Genomic DNA, 16,310 nt, shown 5'->3' with positions numbered 1-16,310 from the left:
CGGTTACACCACCGGTTCTTTGGTGATTTCGCACCATGCGGCGCCGCTGTCGGGGACGCGGGGCTGCTTCCAGACCTCGACGGGGAAGGAGACCATGACCAGTGACTGCATCAGGTGCATGACGGTGCGGGCATCGTCGGGCAGGTCGTCGAGGTCGAACTTGTCGCAGAAGGCGATGGCGTCTTCGAGGCGGGGGAATGCGGCGTTGTAGAAGTCCTGCATTTCCGGCATCGTCGAGGCGAGTCGCTTGGCGTAGCGTTCGGGCTCGGTGGCCAGATCCCAGCCGATGTAGGGCTCGAGGTCGGCGAATTCAGTTGGCAGAGGCATCGCGGTACTCCTTGACGTAGTCTCCGACGGTCTTGTGGAGGTGACGCAGGAGAAGCTCCTGGTCGCAGAGGGGGAATTCGGTCACCGTGCGGGTGCCGATCATCGTTTGGGTGGCTTCGAGAGTGTTGGCGTCCTGGAGGGCGTATTCCTTGAAGGTCACCGCGGCGAGTTCCTGTGCGAGGCGCTCGCGGGCGTTCTTCGGGGGCACGAAGTAGAGGCTGGCCTCGAAGATGTGCTTGTCGACGGCGGTGGGCCAGTAGGTGTAGGTCAGGTACCAGCCCGGCTTCCAGACGAGCAGGGTCATGTTGGGGAAGAACTCGAAGGAGTCCTGGCCCCAGCTGTGGAAGCCGGTGGGGTTCAGTGCGGAGGGCAGCTGGTCGTCGGCGAGGCCGTCGATGTCGGGCTGGTCCCAGGGGCCGAACAGGCCGGAGCGCAGGACGCGTTCGATGGGCTTGACCATGTTGAGGTCCTTGGGCGGTGCCATGCCGCCCCAGGAGGAGATCATCGAGTGCGGGGGCTGCAGGTCGTAGTGCAGGGCTTCGTAGCCGTAGCCGGCGAGTTTGTCGGCTTCGTCCTTGACGGCCTGCTTCATGTGCAGGATCGGTGCGTGGTAGAACTCGGCGAATGCGTCGATGAACAGCTTCCAGTTGGCGCCGATTTCGGAGCGGTAGCTGTAGACCTCGGTCATTTCACCGAAGGGGTAGCCTTCGAGGCCCTTGGCGAAGGTGCCGAGGTAGTCGACGAGGGGGATGGCGTTGGGGTCGAGGTTGATGTAGATGAACCCTTCCCACGTTTCGCAGCGCACGTCCTTGAGGCCGTAGTCGGCCTTGTCGAGGTCGAAGAATTCGCCTTCTTGCTGGACGAAGGTGAGTTCGCCTTCGAGGCTGTAGCGCCAGGCGTGGTATTTGCAGGTGAACTGCTTGCAGCTGCCTGCGGTTTCCTCGCCGGGGAAGTCGTTCCAGACGAGTTTGTTGCCGCGGTGGCGGCAGACGTTGTGGAAGGCGCGGATCTTGCTGTCGTTGCCCTTGACGATGACCAGGGAGGTGCCGGGTCCGGCGGAGGGCAGTTCTTTGGTGAAGTAGGCGCCGGTGCGGGGGAGTTGTTCGACGCGGCCGACGTAGAGCCAGGTGCGCTTGAAGATTGCTTCGCGTTCGGCTTCGAAGAAGGCGGGGTCGATGGAGTCGGTGTAGTCGACCGGGGCGGTGCCGATGTCGGGGTAGTTCTCGGTCCAGCTTCCTGCGGCCGGTTTGGTGAAGTGTGGCAAGGCTCTACCTTTCGCTCGAGAGCACTCTCTCTAGTGAGAATGACGCTCTCACTGTTGAACATTAGGTTTCCACAGAACTGGACCTACGTCAATCATCGAGTCGATCAAGGTATGAAAAAGGCGCCGGCCCGGGCGAAAGCCCTGGGTCGGCGCCTATGCGGACGCCTGACGGCAACACCCCGGGAAGGGCCGAGGTGGACGTCGTGGCTCAGGCGCGAGTCGGAGGCATCACGAAGCCTTCGAGGATGACGACATTGCAGTCGGCGGCGGCCTGGCGCAGTGGAAGCGCCTTCTGATACGCCTCGGACTCGTACCAGGCCCGGGCTGCTGCGACGGATTCGAACTCCATGACGACGGTCCGGTCGCCGTGCCATGAGCCTTCGAGCACGTCGGGGCGGGCATCGACTGCGAGCACGGTCGCACTCTGCTCGGCGAGCGAAGGCGCGGAAACCCTGCTGTAGGCGGCCATTCCTTCTCCATCTCGGATTGCTTCGGTCAGGATGACGTATCCCTTGGGCATGAGTGCTCCTCGCTGTATCGGTAGACATCGACGGATGCTGTATCCGGAAATTGTTGTGCTGCAACAACTACGTTGTCGCACACTATGGCAGACGCCCGCCCTCACGGTAGAAACCGTGAGGGCGGGCGTCGTGTTCGGTGTGTGAGTCGGTCTACGAAATCGAGATTGCGCGCTCGGGACAGCTCGCGACAGCCTCGCGAACTTTACCTTCGTGCTCCGCCGGGACCTCGGACACCAGCGTCACGGCGTATCCGCCGTCGCTCAGGTCGAAGACGTCGGGGCAGAGCGCGAGGCAGACGCCGTGACCACGGCACGCATCGTCGTCGACATGGACCTTCACTTGTCGTCGCCTTCCCCGACCCCGCCCGAATTGTCGCCTTCCGCGACGGTGTACTCCAGGTTGAGGTTCAGCAGACCGCGGAGGATGAAGGTGGGCAGGTAGTCGAACTTCCGATCGCCCTCGGGCCCGTGCACCTCCTCCGACAGCGCGATGTGGGTGGTCCGCTCGAGGAGGCGCTGGATACCCACACGACCCTCGGTGCGGGCGAGAGGAGCGCCGGGGCAGGCATGGACACCGCGACCGAATGCGATGTGCGTACGCGCATTACGGCGCTCCAGATCGAAATCCTCCGGGTCGGAGAACTGCCTGGAATCGCGGTTGGCCGCACCGTTGAGGAGCATGAGGATCGTGCCGGCCGGAACCTCGACGCCCCCGACCTCGGTCGGGACCTTGGAGAGCCGGAAGTCGCCCTTGATCGGGCTCTCCATCCGAAGCGCCTCCTCGATGAAGTTCGGGATCTTCTCCGGATCTTCGCGAAGCGCCTGCTGGATCTCAGGATTCTCGGCGATGATCCGGAGCCCGGAGCTCAGCAGCCGCACCGTCGTCTCCTGCCCTGCCGAGAAGACGTTCGCTGCAATGCGGAGGACATCGTCGACCGGGGGCAGTGTGCCATCGGGGAACGTCGCGGTCGCGAGTCCTGTCAGGACGTCGTCCGTGGGGTTCGCGCGACGATCCTCGATGTACTCGCCGAACTTCTTGTAGAGGAACTCGAGCGGGTTCAACTTCAGTGCTTCGCCCTCGGTGCTGCCGAGAGTGAAGCCGCCCTCCGTCGCGAGATTCAGGCCGGCGATGAACTCTGCATGGTCGCTCTCCGGGACGCCAAGGAGATCGGCGATGACGAGCATCGCGAAGGGGCCGGCGAATTCGCTGATGTAATCGCCTTCACCCTTGGCCAGGATGTTGTCGAGCAGCTTGTCGGCCAGGCGGTAGATGAACTCTTCGTTCTCCTTGAGGCGCTTGGGGGTGATCAAGCGCATCAGCAGTCCGCGGTGGTCCGCGTGCTGCGGGGGATCCATCGTGGGCAGCTGATCGTTCATCGGCAGCGAGGGGCGGTGCTCCTCGATCAGATCCGAGATGTCGTCGCTCTCGGCAGGGAGCGGGAAGCCCGAGAACGGACCGGTCACCGAGATGCACGAGGAGTAGGACTTCTCATCGCTGAGAACCTGGATTGCTTCCTCGTATCCGGTGACCATCATGACGTTCATGTGCGGTTCGCGCTTGACGGGGCAGCTCGCGCGCATCGCGTCGTAGTACGGGTTGGGATCGCCGACGAACTCAGGGTCGGTGAAGAAATTCTTCGTCTCGATGTCGGTCATCATTTCCTCTCGAGAAACAAGCTCCGGGGCTGTGGCCGAGCACGGCCCCGAATCGCAGCAGTGCCGCGCCGACGCCGAGTCTCGTCGCACATCAAATCACGCCTGCTCGAACCTCTCACTCACGGATGTTTCGTACATTTCGGACTTGTGATCATGAACAATGGGGTGGAGTGCGAGATGTAGTTGATCTTGGTGATGTCATCGTCGTGTACGGCATCTTATGACTGCGGTCACAGATGAAGGCCCGCAAATACAAGTGTGCCCGTGCTCGAGCGACGAGTGTCGTTCGAGCACGGGCACACTTGCGGAGTGCAACTGCTATCTCCCAGTACGTGTTTCCACCGGGCTGCCTGCCTCAGACCACCGGTTCTTTGGTGATTTCGCACCATGCGGCGCCGCTGTCGGGGACGCGGGGCTGCTTCCAGACCTCGACGGGGAAGGAGACCATGACCAGTGACTGCATCAGGTGCATGACGGTGCGGGCATCGTCGGGCAGGTCGTCGAGGTCGAACTTGTCGCAGAAGGCGATGGCGTCTTCGAGGCGGGGGAATGCGGCGTTGTAGAAGTCCTGCATTTCCGGCATCGTCGAGGCGAGTCGCTTGGCGTAGCGTTCGGGCTCGGTGGCCAGATCCCAGCCGATGTAGGGCTCGAGGTCGGCGAATTCAGTTGGCAGAGGCATCGCGGTACTCCTTGACGTAGTCTCCGACGGTCTTGTGGAGGTGACGCAGGAGAAGCTCCTGGTCGCAGAGGGGGAATTCGGTCACCGTGCGGGTGCCGATCATCGTTTGGGTGGCTTCGAGAGTGTTGGCGTCCTGGAGGGCGTATTCCTTGAAGGTCACCGCGGCGAGTTCCTGTGCGAGGCGCTCGCGGGCGTTCTTCGGGGGCACGAAGTAGAGGCTGGCCTCGAAGATGTGCTTGTCGACGGCGGTGGGCCAGTAGGTGTAGGTCAGGTACCAGCCCGGCTTCCAGACGAGCAGGGTCATGTTGGGGAAGAACTCGAAGGAGTCCTGGCCCCAGCTGTGGAAGCCGGTGGGGTTCAGTGCGGAGGGCAGCTGGTCGTCGGCGAGGCCGTCGATGTCGGGCTGGTCCCAGGGGCCGAACAGGCCGGAGCGCAGGACGCGTTCGATGGGCTTGACCATGTTGAGGTCCTTGGGCGGTGCCATGCCGCCCCAGGAGGAGATCATCGAGTGCGGGGGCTGCAGGTCGTAGTGCAGGGCTTCGTAGCCGTAGCCGGCGAGTTTGTCGGCTTCGTCCTTGACGGCCTGCTTCATGTGCAGGATCGGTGCGTGGTAGAACTCGGCGAATGCGTCGATGAACAGCTTCCAGTTGGCGCCGATTTCGGAGCGGTAGCTGTAGACCTCGGTCATTTCACCGAAGGGGTAGCCTTCGAGGCCCTTGGCGAAGGTGCCGAGGTAGTCGACGAGGGGGATGGCGTTGGGGTCGAGGTTGATGTAGATGAACCCTTCCCACGTTTCGCAGCGCACGTCCTTGAGGCCGTAGTCGGCCTTGTCGAGGTCGAAGAATTCGCCTTCTTGCTGGACGAAGGTGAGTTCGCCTTCGAGGCTGTAGCGCCAGGCGTGGTATTTGCAGGTGAACTGCTTGCAGCTGCCTGCGGTTTCCTCGCCGGGGAAGTCGTTCCAGACGAGTTTGTTGCCGCGGTGGCGGCAGACGTTGTGGAAGGCGCGGATCTTGCTGTCGTTGCCCTTGACGATGACCAGGGAGGTGCCGGGTCCGGCGGAGGGCAGTTCTTTGGTGAAGTAGGCGCCGGTGCGGGGGAGTTGTTCGACGCGGCCGACGTAGAGCCAGGTGCGCTTGAAGATTGCTTCGCGTTCGGCTTCGAAGAAGGCGGGGTCGATGGAGTCGGTGTAGTCGACCGGGGCGGTGCCGATGTCGGGGTAGTTCTCGGTCCAGCTTCCTGCGGCCGGTTTGGTGAAGTGTGGCAAGGCTCTACCTTTCGCTTTCGAACTCGATGCCGAATGTGTTGTAGGCCATGGCCAGGAGGCCATATCCGCCTACGGTGAAGATGAAGTCCATCCGCTGCTGCTCGCTGAGCTTCTCTCCGAGCGCATTCCATGTCTGCTCGGACAGTGCGGCCTTCTGGTGGAGCTCGTCGACCGCTGCAAGGAGGCGATTCTCGAACTCGTCGTCTGCGGTGCCTGCCAGTGCGGCCTCGATCTCCGATCGGGTCAGGCCGCCTTCTTTCTCTGCCATCAGGATGTGATGGCTGCGCTCGTACTCGCAGTCGTACACCTGTGCAACGCGCAGGATTGTCATCTCGCGCAGTCGCGGCGGCAGCGTCGACCGGAAGAGCAGATGCACGCTGAACCCGAGGAATGCTTTGGTCAGGTCCGGGTGGCGGACGAGCGTCGCCATGGCGGTGCCGGCGTCTTCCGGATTGCGCATGTGCCGGGGCATCAAACCCCTCAATGCGGAATCGACACGCTCGTCCCATTGGTCTGCCGGCAGCGGGGGCACTACGGCCATGCCGAACTCCTCCTCTTGAGAATCATATTCTCGTTTACGGATGCTAGATTCTCATGACGACACCGGATAGTCAACAAAGCGTGCTGTATCGGGCGAATGTGCTGCTGACAAGCATGTTCCGCCTACGCCCCGGGGTGGCGCCACCGGCCGGGCCGGTTGCATCACCCGAGGGGTGGCCCGCTACCTCAATGTCAAGAGCATATTGATTCTCCACATTAGAGAAGCTAGTTTCCTTAAAGAGAGAGCACTGTGTGTTGCCCGTCGGTGATCCGGCGTGCGCAGACCGTCTGCCGAAAGAGAGGTTCCCTGTGACTGCAACCCTGCGCCCTGGTGGGCAACTTGCCAGCGCCGTCTGCACCACTCGTGTAGTGGTCGTGCGTGCACCCGCAGAAGGCGTGCAGGAGATCGCCTGTGGCGGAAGCCCGATGATCTCGGCTCCCCCCGGCAAGCCGGATTCCAAGCCCGACGGCGACGTGGTCACCCTTCTGGGTAAGCGATACGTCGACGCCGACGGAACGATCGAGGTGCTGTGTACGTCACCCGGAACCGGCGAACTGTCGTACGGCGGCGTTCCGATGACGATCAAGGCAGCCAAGGCGTTGCCCGCCTCCGATTGATTCGTTCGATCGCAGAACTGAAGATGGGCCGGGCGTGCTGCCGCAGTTGCGCAGTGCGCGGTCCCGCAACGACGGCAGGAGGTGTCGACTATGGGTGGAATGAGCTTCGCGCTGAGTGAGGATCAGGAACTGATCCGCAAATCCGTTGCCGAGCTGATGAAGAACTTCGACGACCAGTACTGGATGGAAAAGGATCTCGCTCACGAGTTCCCGACGGAGTTCTACAAGATGCTCGCCGACGGCGGCTGGATGGGCATCACGATGCCCGAGGAGTACGGCGGCCACGGTCTCGGTATCACGGAGGCAACGATCCTCCTCGAGGAGATCGCCCGCTCCGGCGGTGCGATGAACGCCGCGAGCGCCATCCACCTCAACATCTTCGGAATGCAGCCCGTGGTCAAGCACGGTACGGACGAGATGAAGGCGCGCACACTGCCCCGCATCGTCAACGGTGACCTGCACGTATGCTTCGGCGTGACCGAGCCGGGTGCCGGCCTCGACACCTCGCGCATCACGACGTTCGCGAAGCGCGACGGCGACAAGTACGTCGTCAACGGCCGCAAGGTGTGGATCTCCAAGGCTGTCGAATCGGAGAAGATTCTCCTCCTGACCCGCACCCAGCGTTACGACGAGGTCGAGAAGAAGACCGACGGCATGACGCTTTTTCTCACCGATCTCGACCGCAGCAAGATCGACATCCGGCCCATCAAGAAAATGGGACGCAACGCGGTCACCTCCAACGAACTGTTCATCGACAACCTCGTGGTCCCCGTCGAGGATCGCGTCGGTGAAGAGGGGCAAGGGTTCAAGTACCTGCTCGACGGTCTCAACCCCGAGCGGATGCTGATTGCGTCGGAAGCCCTCGGCATCGGCCGTGTCGCGCTGGAGAAAGCCGTGCAGTACGGCAACGAGCGCGAAGTGTTCGGACGTCCCATCGGCATGAACCAGGGCATCCAGTTTCCTCTTGCCGATGCGCTTGCGCACCTCGACGCGGCCGAACTCGTCCTGCGTAAGGCCACCTGGCTCTACGACAACGGCAAGCCGTGCGGTCGTGAGGCCAATACTGCCAAATATCTCTGTGCGGAAGCAGGTTTCGCGGCGGCCGATCGAGCGCTCCAGACCCACGGCGGAATGGGCTACTCCGAGGAGTACAACGTGTCGCGGTACTTCCGTGAGGCACGCGTGATGCGGATAGCTCCGGTCAGCCAGGAGATGATCCTGAACTACCTCGGGTCCCACACCCTCGGACTGCCGAGGAGTTACTGATGGAGGCCCCGCTCGCCGGGGTCACCGTGGTGACCCTCGAACAGGCGGTCTCCGCGCCTATGTGCACCCGCGTGCTGGCCGACTTCGGTGCGCGTGTGATCAAGGTCGAGAACCCCAAGGGGGGCGATTTTGCGCGCGACTACGACGATGTCGTCAACGGAATGGCGGCGCACTTCGTCTGGGCCAACCGCGGCAAGGAATCGATCACCCTCGACTTGAAGACCGAGGGCGGACTCGGGGCGCTCCACTCTCTGCTGGCGCGCGCGGACGCCCTCGTGTCGAACCTTGCACCGGGCGCCATGGCGCGGCTCGGGCTCTCGCCGGAGGATCTGGCCGGGCGGTACCCCGACTTGATCGCGGTCGAGATCGATGGATACGGTCCCGACGGTCCGCTGTCGCACAAGCGCGCGTACGACCTGCTCATTCAGGCCGAATCGGGGGCGTGCTCCGTCACCGGCTTCCCTGGGCAGCCCGCGAAGCCGGGTCCGCCGGTCGCGGATATCAGCACCGGGCTTTATTCGGCATTGTCGATTCTCGCGTTGCTGTGCGGCCGGGAACGAAACCGGGGCCGCGGCGGCGGCCTGTCGAAGGTGTCGGTGAGCCTGTTCGACACGATGGCAGACATCATGGGCTACCCCCTGACATACACCCGCTACTCCGGTGTCGAACAGCAACCACTGGGGATGAGCTCGCCTGCGGTCGCGCCGTACGGATCGTATCGCACCGCGGACGACCAGATCGTTGTGCTCGGTACGACCAATGATCGTGAGTGGCAGCGTCTGGCGCGCGAGATCATCGGGCGCGACGATCTCGCCGACGACGAGCGGTTCTCGACCAACACGGGACGGTGCGAGCACCGCGCCGAACTCGATGAGGCCATCTCAGCGTGGTGCGCACAGCACCCGCTCGACCATGTACAGAAGATCGCCGACGAGGCGGGTATCGGCAACTCGCGTTACAACACGCCCCGTGACGTCATCGATCATCCGCAACTGGCCGCCCGCAATCGTTGGCGGGCGGTTGCTAGCCCGAACGGACCCGTCGAGGCAATTCTTCCGCCACCGGTGATCGAAGGCTACGAGCCGCCGATGGCACCCGTACCCGGCTTGGGCGAACACACCGACATCATTCTCGCGGACTTCGGTTTCCGCCCCGACGAGATCGATCGTCTGCGCGAGCAGGGCGCGATCGGGTCGGTGCCGTGATGATCGATATTCGGCGGATGACCGGTAAACACACTTGGAATCAGGAGAATTCGAATGCGTGAAGTGGTCGTCGCTGCGGCTGTCCGCACCCCGGTAGGCAAGCGCAACGGCGGGCTGGCCGGGGTGCACCCGGCAGACCTGTCGGCGCTCGTGCTCGAGGCGCTGGCCGATCGCACCGGCATCGATCCCGGGGTCGTCGACGACGTCATCTGGGGTTGCGTATCGCAGGTGGGCGACCAGTCGAGCAACATCGGCCGCTATTCGGTACTCGCTGCCGGATGGCCGGAATCCATCCCGGGCACCACCATCAACCGGGCATGCGGGTCGAGTCAGCAGTCGATCGATTTCGCAGCCCAGGCCGTGATGTCGGGTCAGCAGGACGTGGTTGTCGCCGGCGGCGTCGAGGTCATGAGCCGCGTCCCGCTCGGCTCGGCGCGTGCCTCCGGGCAGCCGTACGGTCCCCGTGCGCTGGCACGCTACGACGGATTCGCGTTCAACCAGGGAATCTCCGCCGAGAAGATCGCCCAGAAATGGGGATTGTCGCGCACTCGACTCGATGAGTACTCGGCGATCTCGCACGAGCGCGCCGCGGCAGCGCAGGACCGCGGGGCATTCGAGGCGCAGATCGTGCCGGTGGTCACCGACGAGGGCACGGTCAGCGTCGACGAGGGGATCCGCCGCGGCACCACGGTCGAGAAACTCGCCGGTCTGAAGCCCGCTTTCGCCGACGACGGTGTGATCCATGCCGGAAACTCGTCGCAGATCTCCGACGGTGCTGCCGCACTGCTCGTGACCACACCGGAGAAGGCTCGTGAGTTGGGCTTGACCCCGCTCGTTCGGTACCGGGCGGGTGCGGTGGCGGGCGCCGATCCGGTGCTCATGCTCACCGGTCCGATCCCTGCTACCGAGAAGGCACTCGTGAAGGCGGGGATCGGCCTGAAGGATGTCGGAGTCTTCGAAGTCAATGAGGCGTTCGCGTCGGTTCCGCTGGCGTGGCTGGCCGAGACCGGCGCGGATCCGGAACTGCTCAACCCGCTCGGAGGAGCGATCTCCCTCGGGCACCCGCTCGGGGGTTCGGGTGCCGTGCTGATGACTCGGATGATTCACCACATGCGCGACAACGGAATTCGATTCGGTCTCCAGACCATGTGCGAAGGCGGCGGCACGGCGAATGCCACCGTCGTCGAACTCCTCGGTGCATAGGGTCTCGCCTCCTGTGACCCGATCAGAAAAATTCTCGGCCTGAGACCCTTGTCACATCCGGCAAACCGACCTAATGTGTGTTCAGTAGGTTGGGGACGTGAGGGAAAGAGGTAGCGTGCAAAGGGCGTACGACACGCTTCTCGCCAAGGGTGAGGACCGCAGAGAGCTGATACTCAGTGCAGCTCAGCGGTTGTTGGCGAGGAACGGGTGGCGCAGCACGAGCCTCGCTCAGATCGCACGGGCCGCGGGTATCACGCCCGCGGGGCTGCTGCATCACTTCCAGTCCAAGGACCAGTTGCTGCATGCCGTGCTCGACGCACGGGATGCAGACGATGATGCACGTGCTGATCGTTCGGGAGATCCACTCGAGCAGATCAGGAGACTGTACTTGCGTTTCGAGAAGTCCCCTGAGCTGGTCGGGATGTTTGCTGTACTCCTGATCGAGAACCTGGAGCCGGATGCTCCACTGCACGATCGCCTACTCGTTCGACACCGCGCCGCGATCGACACAATCGAGGCGGGTATCCGACGTGGTCAACACGCCGGGCGGTATCGGATGGATGTGAACCCAGCCGTCAAAGCGGTGGAAATCGTCGCTTTCCTCAACGGAATGGAAACCTCATGGCTGCTCGATCGTTCGCTCCCGATAGCCGAGATCTTCGAGGACTTCACACAGTCGCTCGAGCAACAGCTCATGCCCATCAGCACAGCCTGAGACATCGCGTCGTCGTCGTCGCGCCCCGTGTGGTCGATACCGTGCGCAACGTCGGAGGGTGGCTCTACGACCAGGTTCTCGCGGGATGGGAAGTCACTGTCCTGACCCGGGAACATCAAGACATCCGTCCGCTCGAGATCCTCGGGGCCCGAGTCGTCGATCTCGACTCGGTCTTGGGAACCGAGCACGGCCTGGTTCCTGAAGCACTGGTGGCATCGGCCGAACTCTACTCGTCCGACGAGCGCATCCGTGCAGGTCTGGACCGGCTTCTCGATCGCGGATCGACGAAGTTCAGCATGTGGGGTGATGAGCTCCCGGCAGAGATCGATGCCAGGTTCTCGCCGTCGGAATACTGTATGAGCAGGGCGGCACAGGTGTTCAAGCGGCACGCGCTCGTCGCAGCGGAGGTCCGCGAACCCGTGATCGCGCCCATCGAGTCCTTCCGGACCTCCGGGTTCACCTCATCTCAGTCGGGTCACCTCACGTCTGTCTGACCGACCTGCGTGACGAGGACTAGACGTTTCACAGCCTCGAAATGACCACCATGTCTTCGGCGCAAGCCCGGCCGTTCACGTCCGGGATAACCGATCCCTCAGTCCGCCCTGCGCTGCTGCTCGATGTACTGGCCAATCATCGACAAGGAAGCCCCGCCGCAGGACGCAGCGAAATAGGACGGAGACCACAGGCGATCACGGTGAGTGCGCATCCGGTACTGCTGCCGCAGACGGCGCGAGGAAACTCCTTTGAGCGAGTTCACCAGCTTGGACAGTTGCACAGTCGGCGGGTACTCAACGAGGAGGTGCACGTGGTCGTCCTCGCCGTAGAACTCACGGAGCAGAGCCCCGAAGTCGGCGCACACGTCCGTCATCACCGGCTCCATCGTCGTCAGATGCTCGTCAGTGAAGACCCCCCGGCGATACCTGGTCACGAAGACCAAATGCACATGGAGAGCGAAAATGCATGTGCGACCGCGACGTAATCAGATGAAGGAGTCATGGACCAACGCTAGTCTGTGGGTATGCAGCTGCGATACCAATACCGCGTCTACCCGACGCCGGGCCAGCAGAACAGGCTGGCACGGTCGTTCGGGTGCGCGCGGGTGGTATTCAACGACGCACTGCGCGCCCGCCAGGACGCGTATGCGGCCGGGGTGACGCTCTCGGACACCGACGTGCAGAAAAAAGTGGTCACCGCAGCGAAGAAGACCCCGCAGCGGGTATGGCTGTCCGAGGTGGTGTTGGTCCAAGCCTGCCAGGATGCGCGGCGTGCGTACCGGAACTGGTTCGACTCGATGTCGGGGAAGCGGAAGGGGCGCAAGGTCGGGGCTCCGCGGTTCCGGTCCCGCAAGGACACTCGGCAGGCGATCCGGCTCACCCGCAACGGCTTCAGTATCCGAGGCAACCGGAAGTTGTATATCGCGAAGGTCGGCGAGGTGAAAGTCGCCTGGTCACGCGACCTACCCTCGGAACCCTCGAGTGTGTCGATCATCAAGGACGCGGCGGGCCGGTACTTCGCGTCGTTCGTGGTCGAAACGACCGACGAGGTGCTGCCGCCGGTCGATGCGGAGGTGGGGATCGACCTGGGCCTGACGACGTTCGCGGTCCTGTCGGACGGCAAGACCATCACCTCACCGAAGTTCTTGCGCCGCGCCGAACGCACACTCCGCAAGGCGCAGCAAGCCCTGTCTCGCAAGGAGAAGGGATCGAAGAATCGGGCCAAGGCACGCGTTCGTGTCGCGAAGGTTTACGCGAAGGTGGCCGATGCCCGCAAGGATTGGGCGCACAAGCAGTCCACGGCGATCATCCGCGAGAACCAAGCGGTGTTCGTCGAGGACTTGTGTGTCACCGGGTTGGCGCGGACGAGGTTGGCGAAGTCGGTGCACGATGCCGGGTGGGGCATGTTCACTCGGATGGTGGAGGAGAAGGCCGCCCGGTATGGGCGGACCTTCGTGAAGGTGGACCGTTTCTACCCGTCGAGTCAGATCTGCTCGACGTGCGGGGTACTCGACGGGCCGAAACCACTCTCGATCAGGGAGTGGCAGTGCGCGGCGTGCGGTGCGGTCCACGACCGCGACCTCAACGCCGCCAAGAACATCCTCGCCGCCGGACGGGCGGAGAGGCGAAACGCCTGCGGAGGGACCGTAAATCCTGCCGCCTAGCGGGAGGTAAGTCCCTGTGAAACAGGAACCCACCGGAGTGGCGTGTAGCGCTGCGGGAGGAATCCCGGTCGTTCACGGCCGGGGAGGACGTCAAAAGCGTCCCGGCACTCGATGAGCGCCGGGACGTCGTATGCAGTCGGTCAGTCCTGCTGAAGGTCGATGACCACCTTGCCGATGGCCTGCCCGTCACCTACCAGACGAAGGGCGCCGACGGCTTCGTCGAGCGAATAGACCGCACCGATATGCGGTACAGCTCGCCCTGAGACGAGAAGATCGACCAGTTCGCTTTCGTTGCGGCGGAACTCGTCCGGGTCCAAGTCCTGGAACTGGAAGCCTTGGATCCGAATACCTTTCACCAGAACAAGATTGAGCGGTATTCGTGGGATGGTTCCCGAGGCGTATCCGACGGTGATGAAACGTCCGCCTCGTCGCAGGCTCCTGAGAGCCGGTTCGGACAGGGCGCCGCCCACCGGATCGACGACGACATCGGCCCCCTCGCGAGTGACGCCCTTCAACAGTGCGCGCAGATCGCCCGAGTGATGATCGACGAGATGCTTAGCACCGTAGGACGCTGCGACCTCGAGCTTGTCGGCCGACGAGGCCACAGCGACGACGGTCGCTCCCAGAACCGCTCCGAGCTGGACCGCGGCCAGTCCGACGCCGCCGCCGGCCCCCAGCACGACGAGTGTTTCGCCTGGCTGGATCCGGGCGACCGACCGGAGCGTGTGATACGCAGTGCGATGTGCGACGCCGAACGCTGCTGCTGTGCGGTCGTCGACGCCGTCGGGTATCCGTCTCAGCGACAAGGCCTTTGCTGCGATCTCCTCCGCGAACGCGCCGACGATACCGGTGCCGCTCACCCGGTCGCCGACCGCGAGGTCGCCGACGTCGTCGGCGATCTCCGCCACCACCCCTGCGAACTCGCTTCCGGGGACGAACGGCGGGGGCACGCTGATCTGGTATTTGTCGGCGACGACCAGCACATCGGGAAAGTTGACCGCGGCAGCACCGACCCGGACCCGTACATGACCCGGTTCGAGGGAGGGTGAGGCGATCTCGTCGATGCGGACCACCTCGGGTCCCCCGTACTCGGAGCAGATCGCTGCGCGCATGCCCGTTACCGCCCTCGCCAGACCGGTGCGCGCTTCTCGACGAACGCGGATGCGCCTTCCTTGGCGTCGTCGCTCGAGAAGACGACACTCTGCCAGTGTCCCAGCCTCTCGTCTGCCCGAGCCGGATCGGATTGTGCGAGACGCACGAGTTCCTTGACCGCGGCAAGGCCCAGTGGGGCGTTCGCCGCAATGCGCTCGGCGAGCGCGAGCGCGGCCGACTGCACTGACTCCGGTTCGACGACCTCGTTGATCAGGCCGAGTTCGTAGCCTCGCTGCGCGGTGATCAGATCGCCGGTGAGCGTCAGTTCCATGGCGGCTGCCCGCGGGATCCTCGTCCCGAGATTCGTCCCTCCGCCGGCCGGGAACAGGCCCCGTTTCACCTCGGGAAGACCGAATTTCGCGGCCGAGGAGGCGACGATGAGATCACTTCCGAGGAGGAGCTCGAGCCCGCCGCCGATCGCGGTGCCGTTGGCGGCACCGATCACGGGGATGTCGGTCTCGCCCCTGGCGAACCGCGCGTAGGAGGCGCCGGGGCCGGAGTCCAACCCGATCTTGTCGCCGCTGGCGAATGCCCTCAGGTCCATGCCGGAGCAGAATGCCCGATCGCCGGTGCCGGTGAGGACGATCGCGCGGATCTCCGGGTCGGATTCGGCGGCTTCGACCGCCGCGCCGATCCCGTTGATCAGCGTGCCGGTAAGCGCATTGCGCGCCTCGGGGCGGTTCAGCCTCAGGAGGAGAACGGCACCGTGCTGCTCTTGTACGAGTTCGTTCATTTCCGCTGTCATCCCTTGTAGTCGGTCGACTCGGCGAGCTCGGCGGCCTCACGCATTGCGCTGACGACCACCGGACCGAAGGACTGCAGCTTGGGGTCGTCACCGGCGCGCTGGTAGCCCTGCTCGAGAATGATTGCAAGCTTCCACTTGGCGAGGATCAGGTAGTAATCGAGGTCGTCGACCTGACGGCCGGAAACTTCCGAGTAGTGCTGGACCATTTTTGCGCGGTCGGGCATTCCTCGAAGATCGGCGTAGCCGCCCTGGCCTGCGCCTTCGACGGTCATGTCCTCGGGCCAGTTCATCAGCATCCAGCCGAGGTCGAGCTTCGGGTCGCCGACGGTGCCCATCTCCCAGTCGACGAGGGCAGCGAGCTTCGCGGGTGCGCCGTGCTCGAACATCACGTTCGCGAATTGGTAGTCGCCGTGCATCAGACCCGGGACGTAGTCGAGTGGGCGATGCGCCTGCAGCCACTTGGTGGCGACATCGATTCCGTCGAGCTCGCGGGCTTTGATGCGTTCGAAGAAGCGGGTCCAGCGGTCGACCTGACGGTCGTGGAATCCGTCGGGCCGCCCGAGATCATGCAGGCCTTGCGCCTTCCAGTCGACCTTGGACAGCAGCGCGATGCCCTCGGCGAGCTGGTACGCGAGACCCGGACGTGTGGACAGGTCGCTGTTGAACGGCTCGGGCCACACGCCGTGCTGATCCATCGGCGACCAGCCGTCGACGTATCCCATGAGGTAGAACGAGCGGCCCAGAACCGAGGTGTCCTCGCAGGCTGCGACCGCAGCGGTATGGGGGACGTCCGTGCCGTCGAGTGCCTGGATGATCCGCCATTCACGAATGATTCCACTGTCGCGGTCGGCAGGGGCACCGGTCGGCGGAATCCGGATGACGCAGGTGAAGCCGTCGCGGTCGAGTTTGTAGATCTCGTTCTGCGTGCCACCGGAAAGGTACTTGGCCTCGAGCGGGGCCCCCTTGCCTGGCAGTCCCTGCTCGTCCATCCATGCGGC

19 protein-coding genes are annotated in these 16,310 nt (G+C 63.8%); 7 read left to right on the top strand and 12 right to left on the bottom strand.

Features of this window, described 5'->3' with window-relative positions:
- Positions 1-3: 3 nt before the first annotated feature.
- From ACSYG9_RS06830 to ACSYG9_RS06795, 8 genes are all read right to left on the bottom strand, one after another.
- Positions 4-327 (bottom strand): hypothetical protein, encoded by a 324-nt coding sequence (locus ACSYG9_RS06830; protein ID WP_440126443.1) that lies wholly within the window; start codon positions 325-327, stop codon positions 4-6.
- Entirely contained in the window at positions 311-1,591 is a 1,281-nt protein-coding gene (locus ACSYG9_RS06825) for an aromatic ring-hydroxylating oxygenase subunit alpha (RefSeq protein WP_454841778.1), read from the bottom strand. Before ACSYG9_RS06825 ends, ACSYG9_RS06830 begins: the two co-directional genes overlap by 17 nt.
- Positions 1,592-1,799: 208 nt before the next feature.
- On the bottom strand, positions 1,800-2,111 hold the full coding sequence (locus ACSYG9_RS06820) for a DUF1330 domain-containing protein (RefSeq protein ID WP_454841781.1): 312 nt from the start codon (positions 2,109-2,111) through the stop codon (positions 1,800-1,802).
- A gap of 151 nt (positions 2,112-2,262) precedes the next feature.
- Positions 2,263-2,451: a ferredoxin gene (locus ACSYG9_RS06815; RefSeq protein ID WP_454841780.1), complete on the bottom strand. Its 189-nt coding sequence runs from the start codon at positions 2,449-2,451 to the stop codon at positions 2,263-2,265.
- On the bottom strand, positions 2,448-3,767 hold the full coding sequence (locus ACSYG9_RS06810; RefSeq protein ID WP_454842905.1) for a cytochrome P450: 1,320 nt from the start codon (positions 3,765-3,767) through the stop codon (positions 2,448-2,450). The genes ACSYG9_RS06815 and ACSYG9_RS06810 overlap by 4 nt, the downstream gene beginning before the upstream one ends.
- Before the next feature lie 355 nt (positions 3,768-4,122).
- A complete protein-coding gene (locus tag ACSYG9_RS06805; RefSeq protein WP_440126443.1) occupies positions 4,123-4,446 on the bottom strand; it encodes a hypothetical protein in 324 nt (107 codons plus the stop codon).
- Entirely contained in the window at positions 4,430-5,710 is a 1,281-nt protein-coding gene (locus ACSYG9_RS06800) for an aromatic ring-hydroxylating oxygenase subunit alpha (RefSeq protein WP_454841778.1), read from the bottom strand. The genes ACSYG9_RS06805 and ACSYG9_RS06800 overlap by 17 nt, the downstream gene beginning before the upstream one ends.
- A gap of 4 nt (positions 5,711-5,714) precedes the next feature.
- Positions 5,715-6,251, bottom strand: coding sequence for a carboxymuconolactone decarboxylase family protein (locus ACSYG9_RS06795; RefSeq protein WP_454841777.1), 537 nt, complete (start codon positions 6,249-6,251; stop codon positions 5,715-5,717).
- A gap of 308 nt (positions 6,252-6,559) precedes the next feature.
- Here ACSYG9_RS06795 and ACSYG9_RS06790 point away from each other — a divergent pair, with 308 nt between their 5' ends.
- From ACSYG9_RS06790 to ACSYG9_RS06765, 6 genes are all read left to right on the top strand, one after another.
- The gene (locus ACSYG9_RS06790; protein ID WP_454841775.1) at positions 6,560-6,868 is read left to right on the top strand and encodes a hypothetical protein; all 309 of its coding nucleotides are present in this window, start codon (positions 6,560-6,562) and stop codon (positions 6,866-6,868) included.
- A gap of 99 nt (positions 6,869-6,967) precedes the next feature.
- Positions 6,968-8,134, top strand: a complete 1,167-nt coding sequence (locus ACSYG9_RS06785) for an acyl-CoA dehydrogenase family protein (protein ID WP_454842904.1) — start codon at positions 6,968-6,970, stop codon at positions 8,132-8,134.
- Positions 8,134-9,339, top strand: coding sequence for a CaiB/BaiF CoA transferase family protein (locus ACSYG9_RS06780; protein WP_454841774.1), 1,206 nt, complete (start codon positions 8,134-8,136; stop codon positions 9,337-9,339). Before ACSYG9_RS06785 ends, ACSYG9_RS06780 begins: the two co-directional genes overlap by 1 nt.
- 54 nt (positions 9,340-9,393) lie before the next feature.
- Positions 9,394-10,542 carry a thiolase family protein gene (locus ACSYG9_RS06775; RefSeq protein WP_454841772.1) on the top strand — a complete coding sequence of 383 codons (1,149 nt, stop codon included), beginning with the start codon at positions 9,394-9,396 and terminating at the stop codon, positions 10,540-10,542.
- A 115-nt stretch (positions 10,543-10,657) separates the two neighbouring features.
- Complete coding sequence (locus ACSYG9_RS06770) at positions 10,658-11,257, top strand: TetR/AcrR family transcriptional regulator (RefSeq protein WP_454841770.1); 600 nt, start codon at positions 10,658-10,660, stop codon at positions 11,255-11,257.
- 41 nt (positions 11,258-11,298) lie between these two features.
- Positions 11,299-11,751, top strand: coding sequence for a hypothetical protein (locus ACSYG9_RS06765; protein WP_454841768.1), 453 nt, complete (start codon positions 11,299-11,301; stop codon positions 11,749-11,751).
- 98 nt (positions 11,752-11,849) lie between these two features.
- Here ACSYG9_RS06765 and tnpA read toward each other — a convergent pair whose 3' ends face one another.
- Positions 11,850-12,215 carry an IS200/IS605 family transposase gene (gene tnpA, locus ACSYG9_RS06760; RefSeq protein WP_454842903.1) on the bottom strand — a complete coding sequence of 122 codons (366 nt, stop codon included), beginning with the start codon at positions 12,213-12,215 and terminating at the stop codon, positions 11,850-11,852.
- A gap of 60 nt (positions 12,216-12,275) precedes the next feature.
- Here tnpA and ACSYG9_RS06755 point away from each other — a divergent pair, with 60 nt between their 5' ends.
- Positions 12,276-13,415 (top strand): RNA-guided endonuclease InsQ/TnpB family protein, encoded by a 1,140-nt coding sequence (locus ACSYG9_RS06755; RefSeq protein WP_454841766.1) that lies wholly within the window; start codon positions 12,276-12,278, stop codon positions 13,413-13,415.
- 140 nt (positions 13,416-13,555) lie between these two features.
- Here ACSYG9_RS06755 and ACSYG9_RS06750 read toward each other — a convergent pair whose 3' ends face one another.
- Genes ACSYG9_RS06750 through ACSYG9_RS06740 form a run of 3 tightly spaced genes read right to left on the bottom strand, consistent with a single transcriptional unit; the run spans position 13,556 to position 16,301 of the window.
- Entirely contained in the window at positions 13,556-14,527 is a 972-nt protein-coding gene (locus ACSYG9_RS06750; protein WP_454841764.1) for an NADPH:quinone oxidoreductase family protein, read from the bottom strand.
- A gap of 5 nt (positions 14,528-14,532) precedes the next feature.
- On the bottom strand, positions 14,533-15,300 hold the full coding sequence (locus ACSYG9_RS06745; protein WP_454841762.1) for an enoyl-CoA hydratase-related protein: 768 nt from the start codon (positions 15,298-15,300) through the stop codon (positions 14,533-14,535).
- Positions 15,301-15,308: 8 nt separating this feature from the next.
- On the bottom strand, positions 15,309-16,301 hold the full coding sequence (locus ACSYG9_RS06740) for a phosphotransferase family protein (protein ID WP_454842902.1): 993 nt from the start codon (positions 16,299-16,301) through the stop codon (positions 15,309-15,311).
- Between the last annotated feature and the right edge of the window lie 9 nt (positions 16,302-16,310).

This window comes from Rhodococcus sp. SJ-2, from assembly GCF_053750035.1.
The sequence above is the reverse complement of the archived record's forward strand: the minus strand, read 5'-3'. Positions and strand labels throughout refer to the sequence as shown.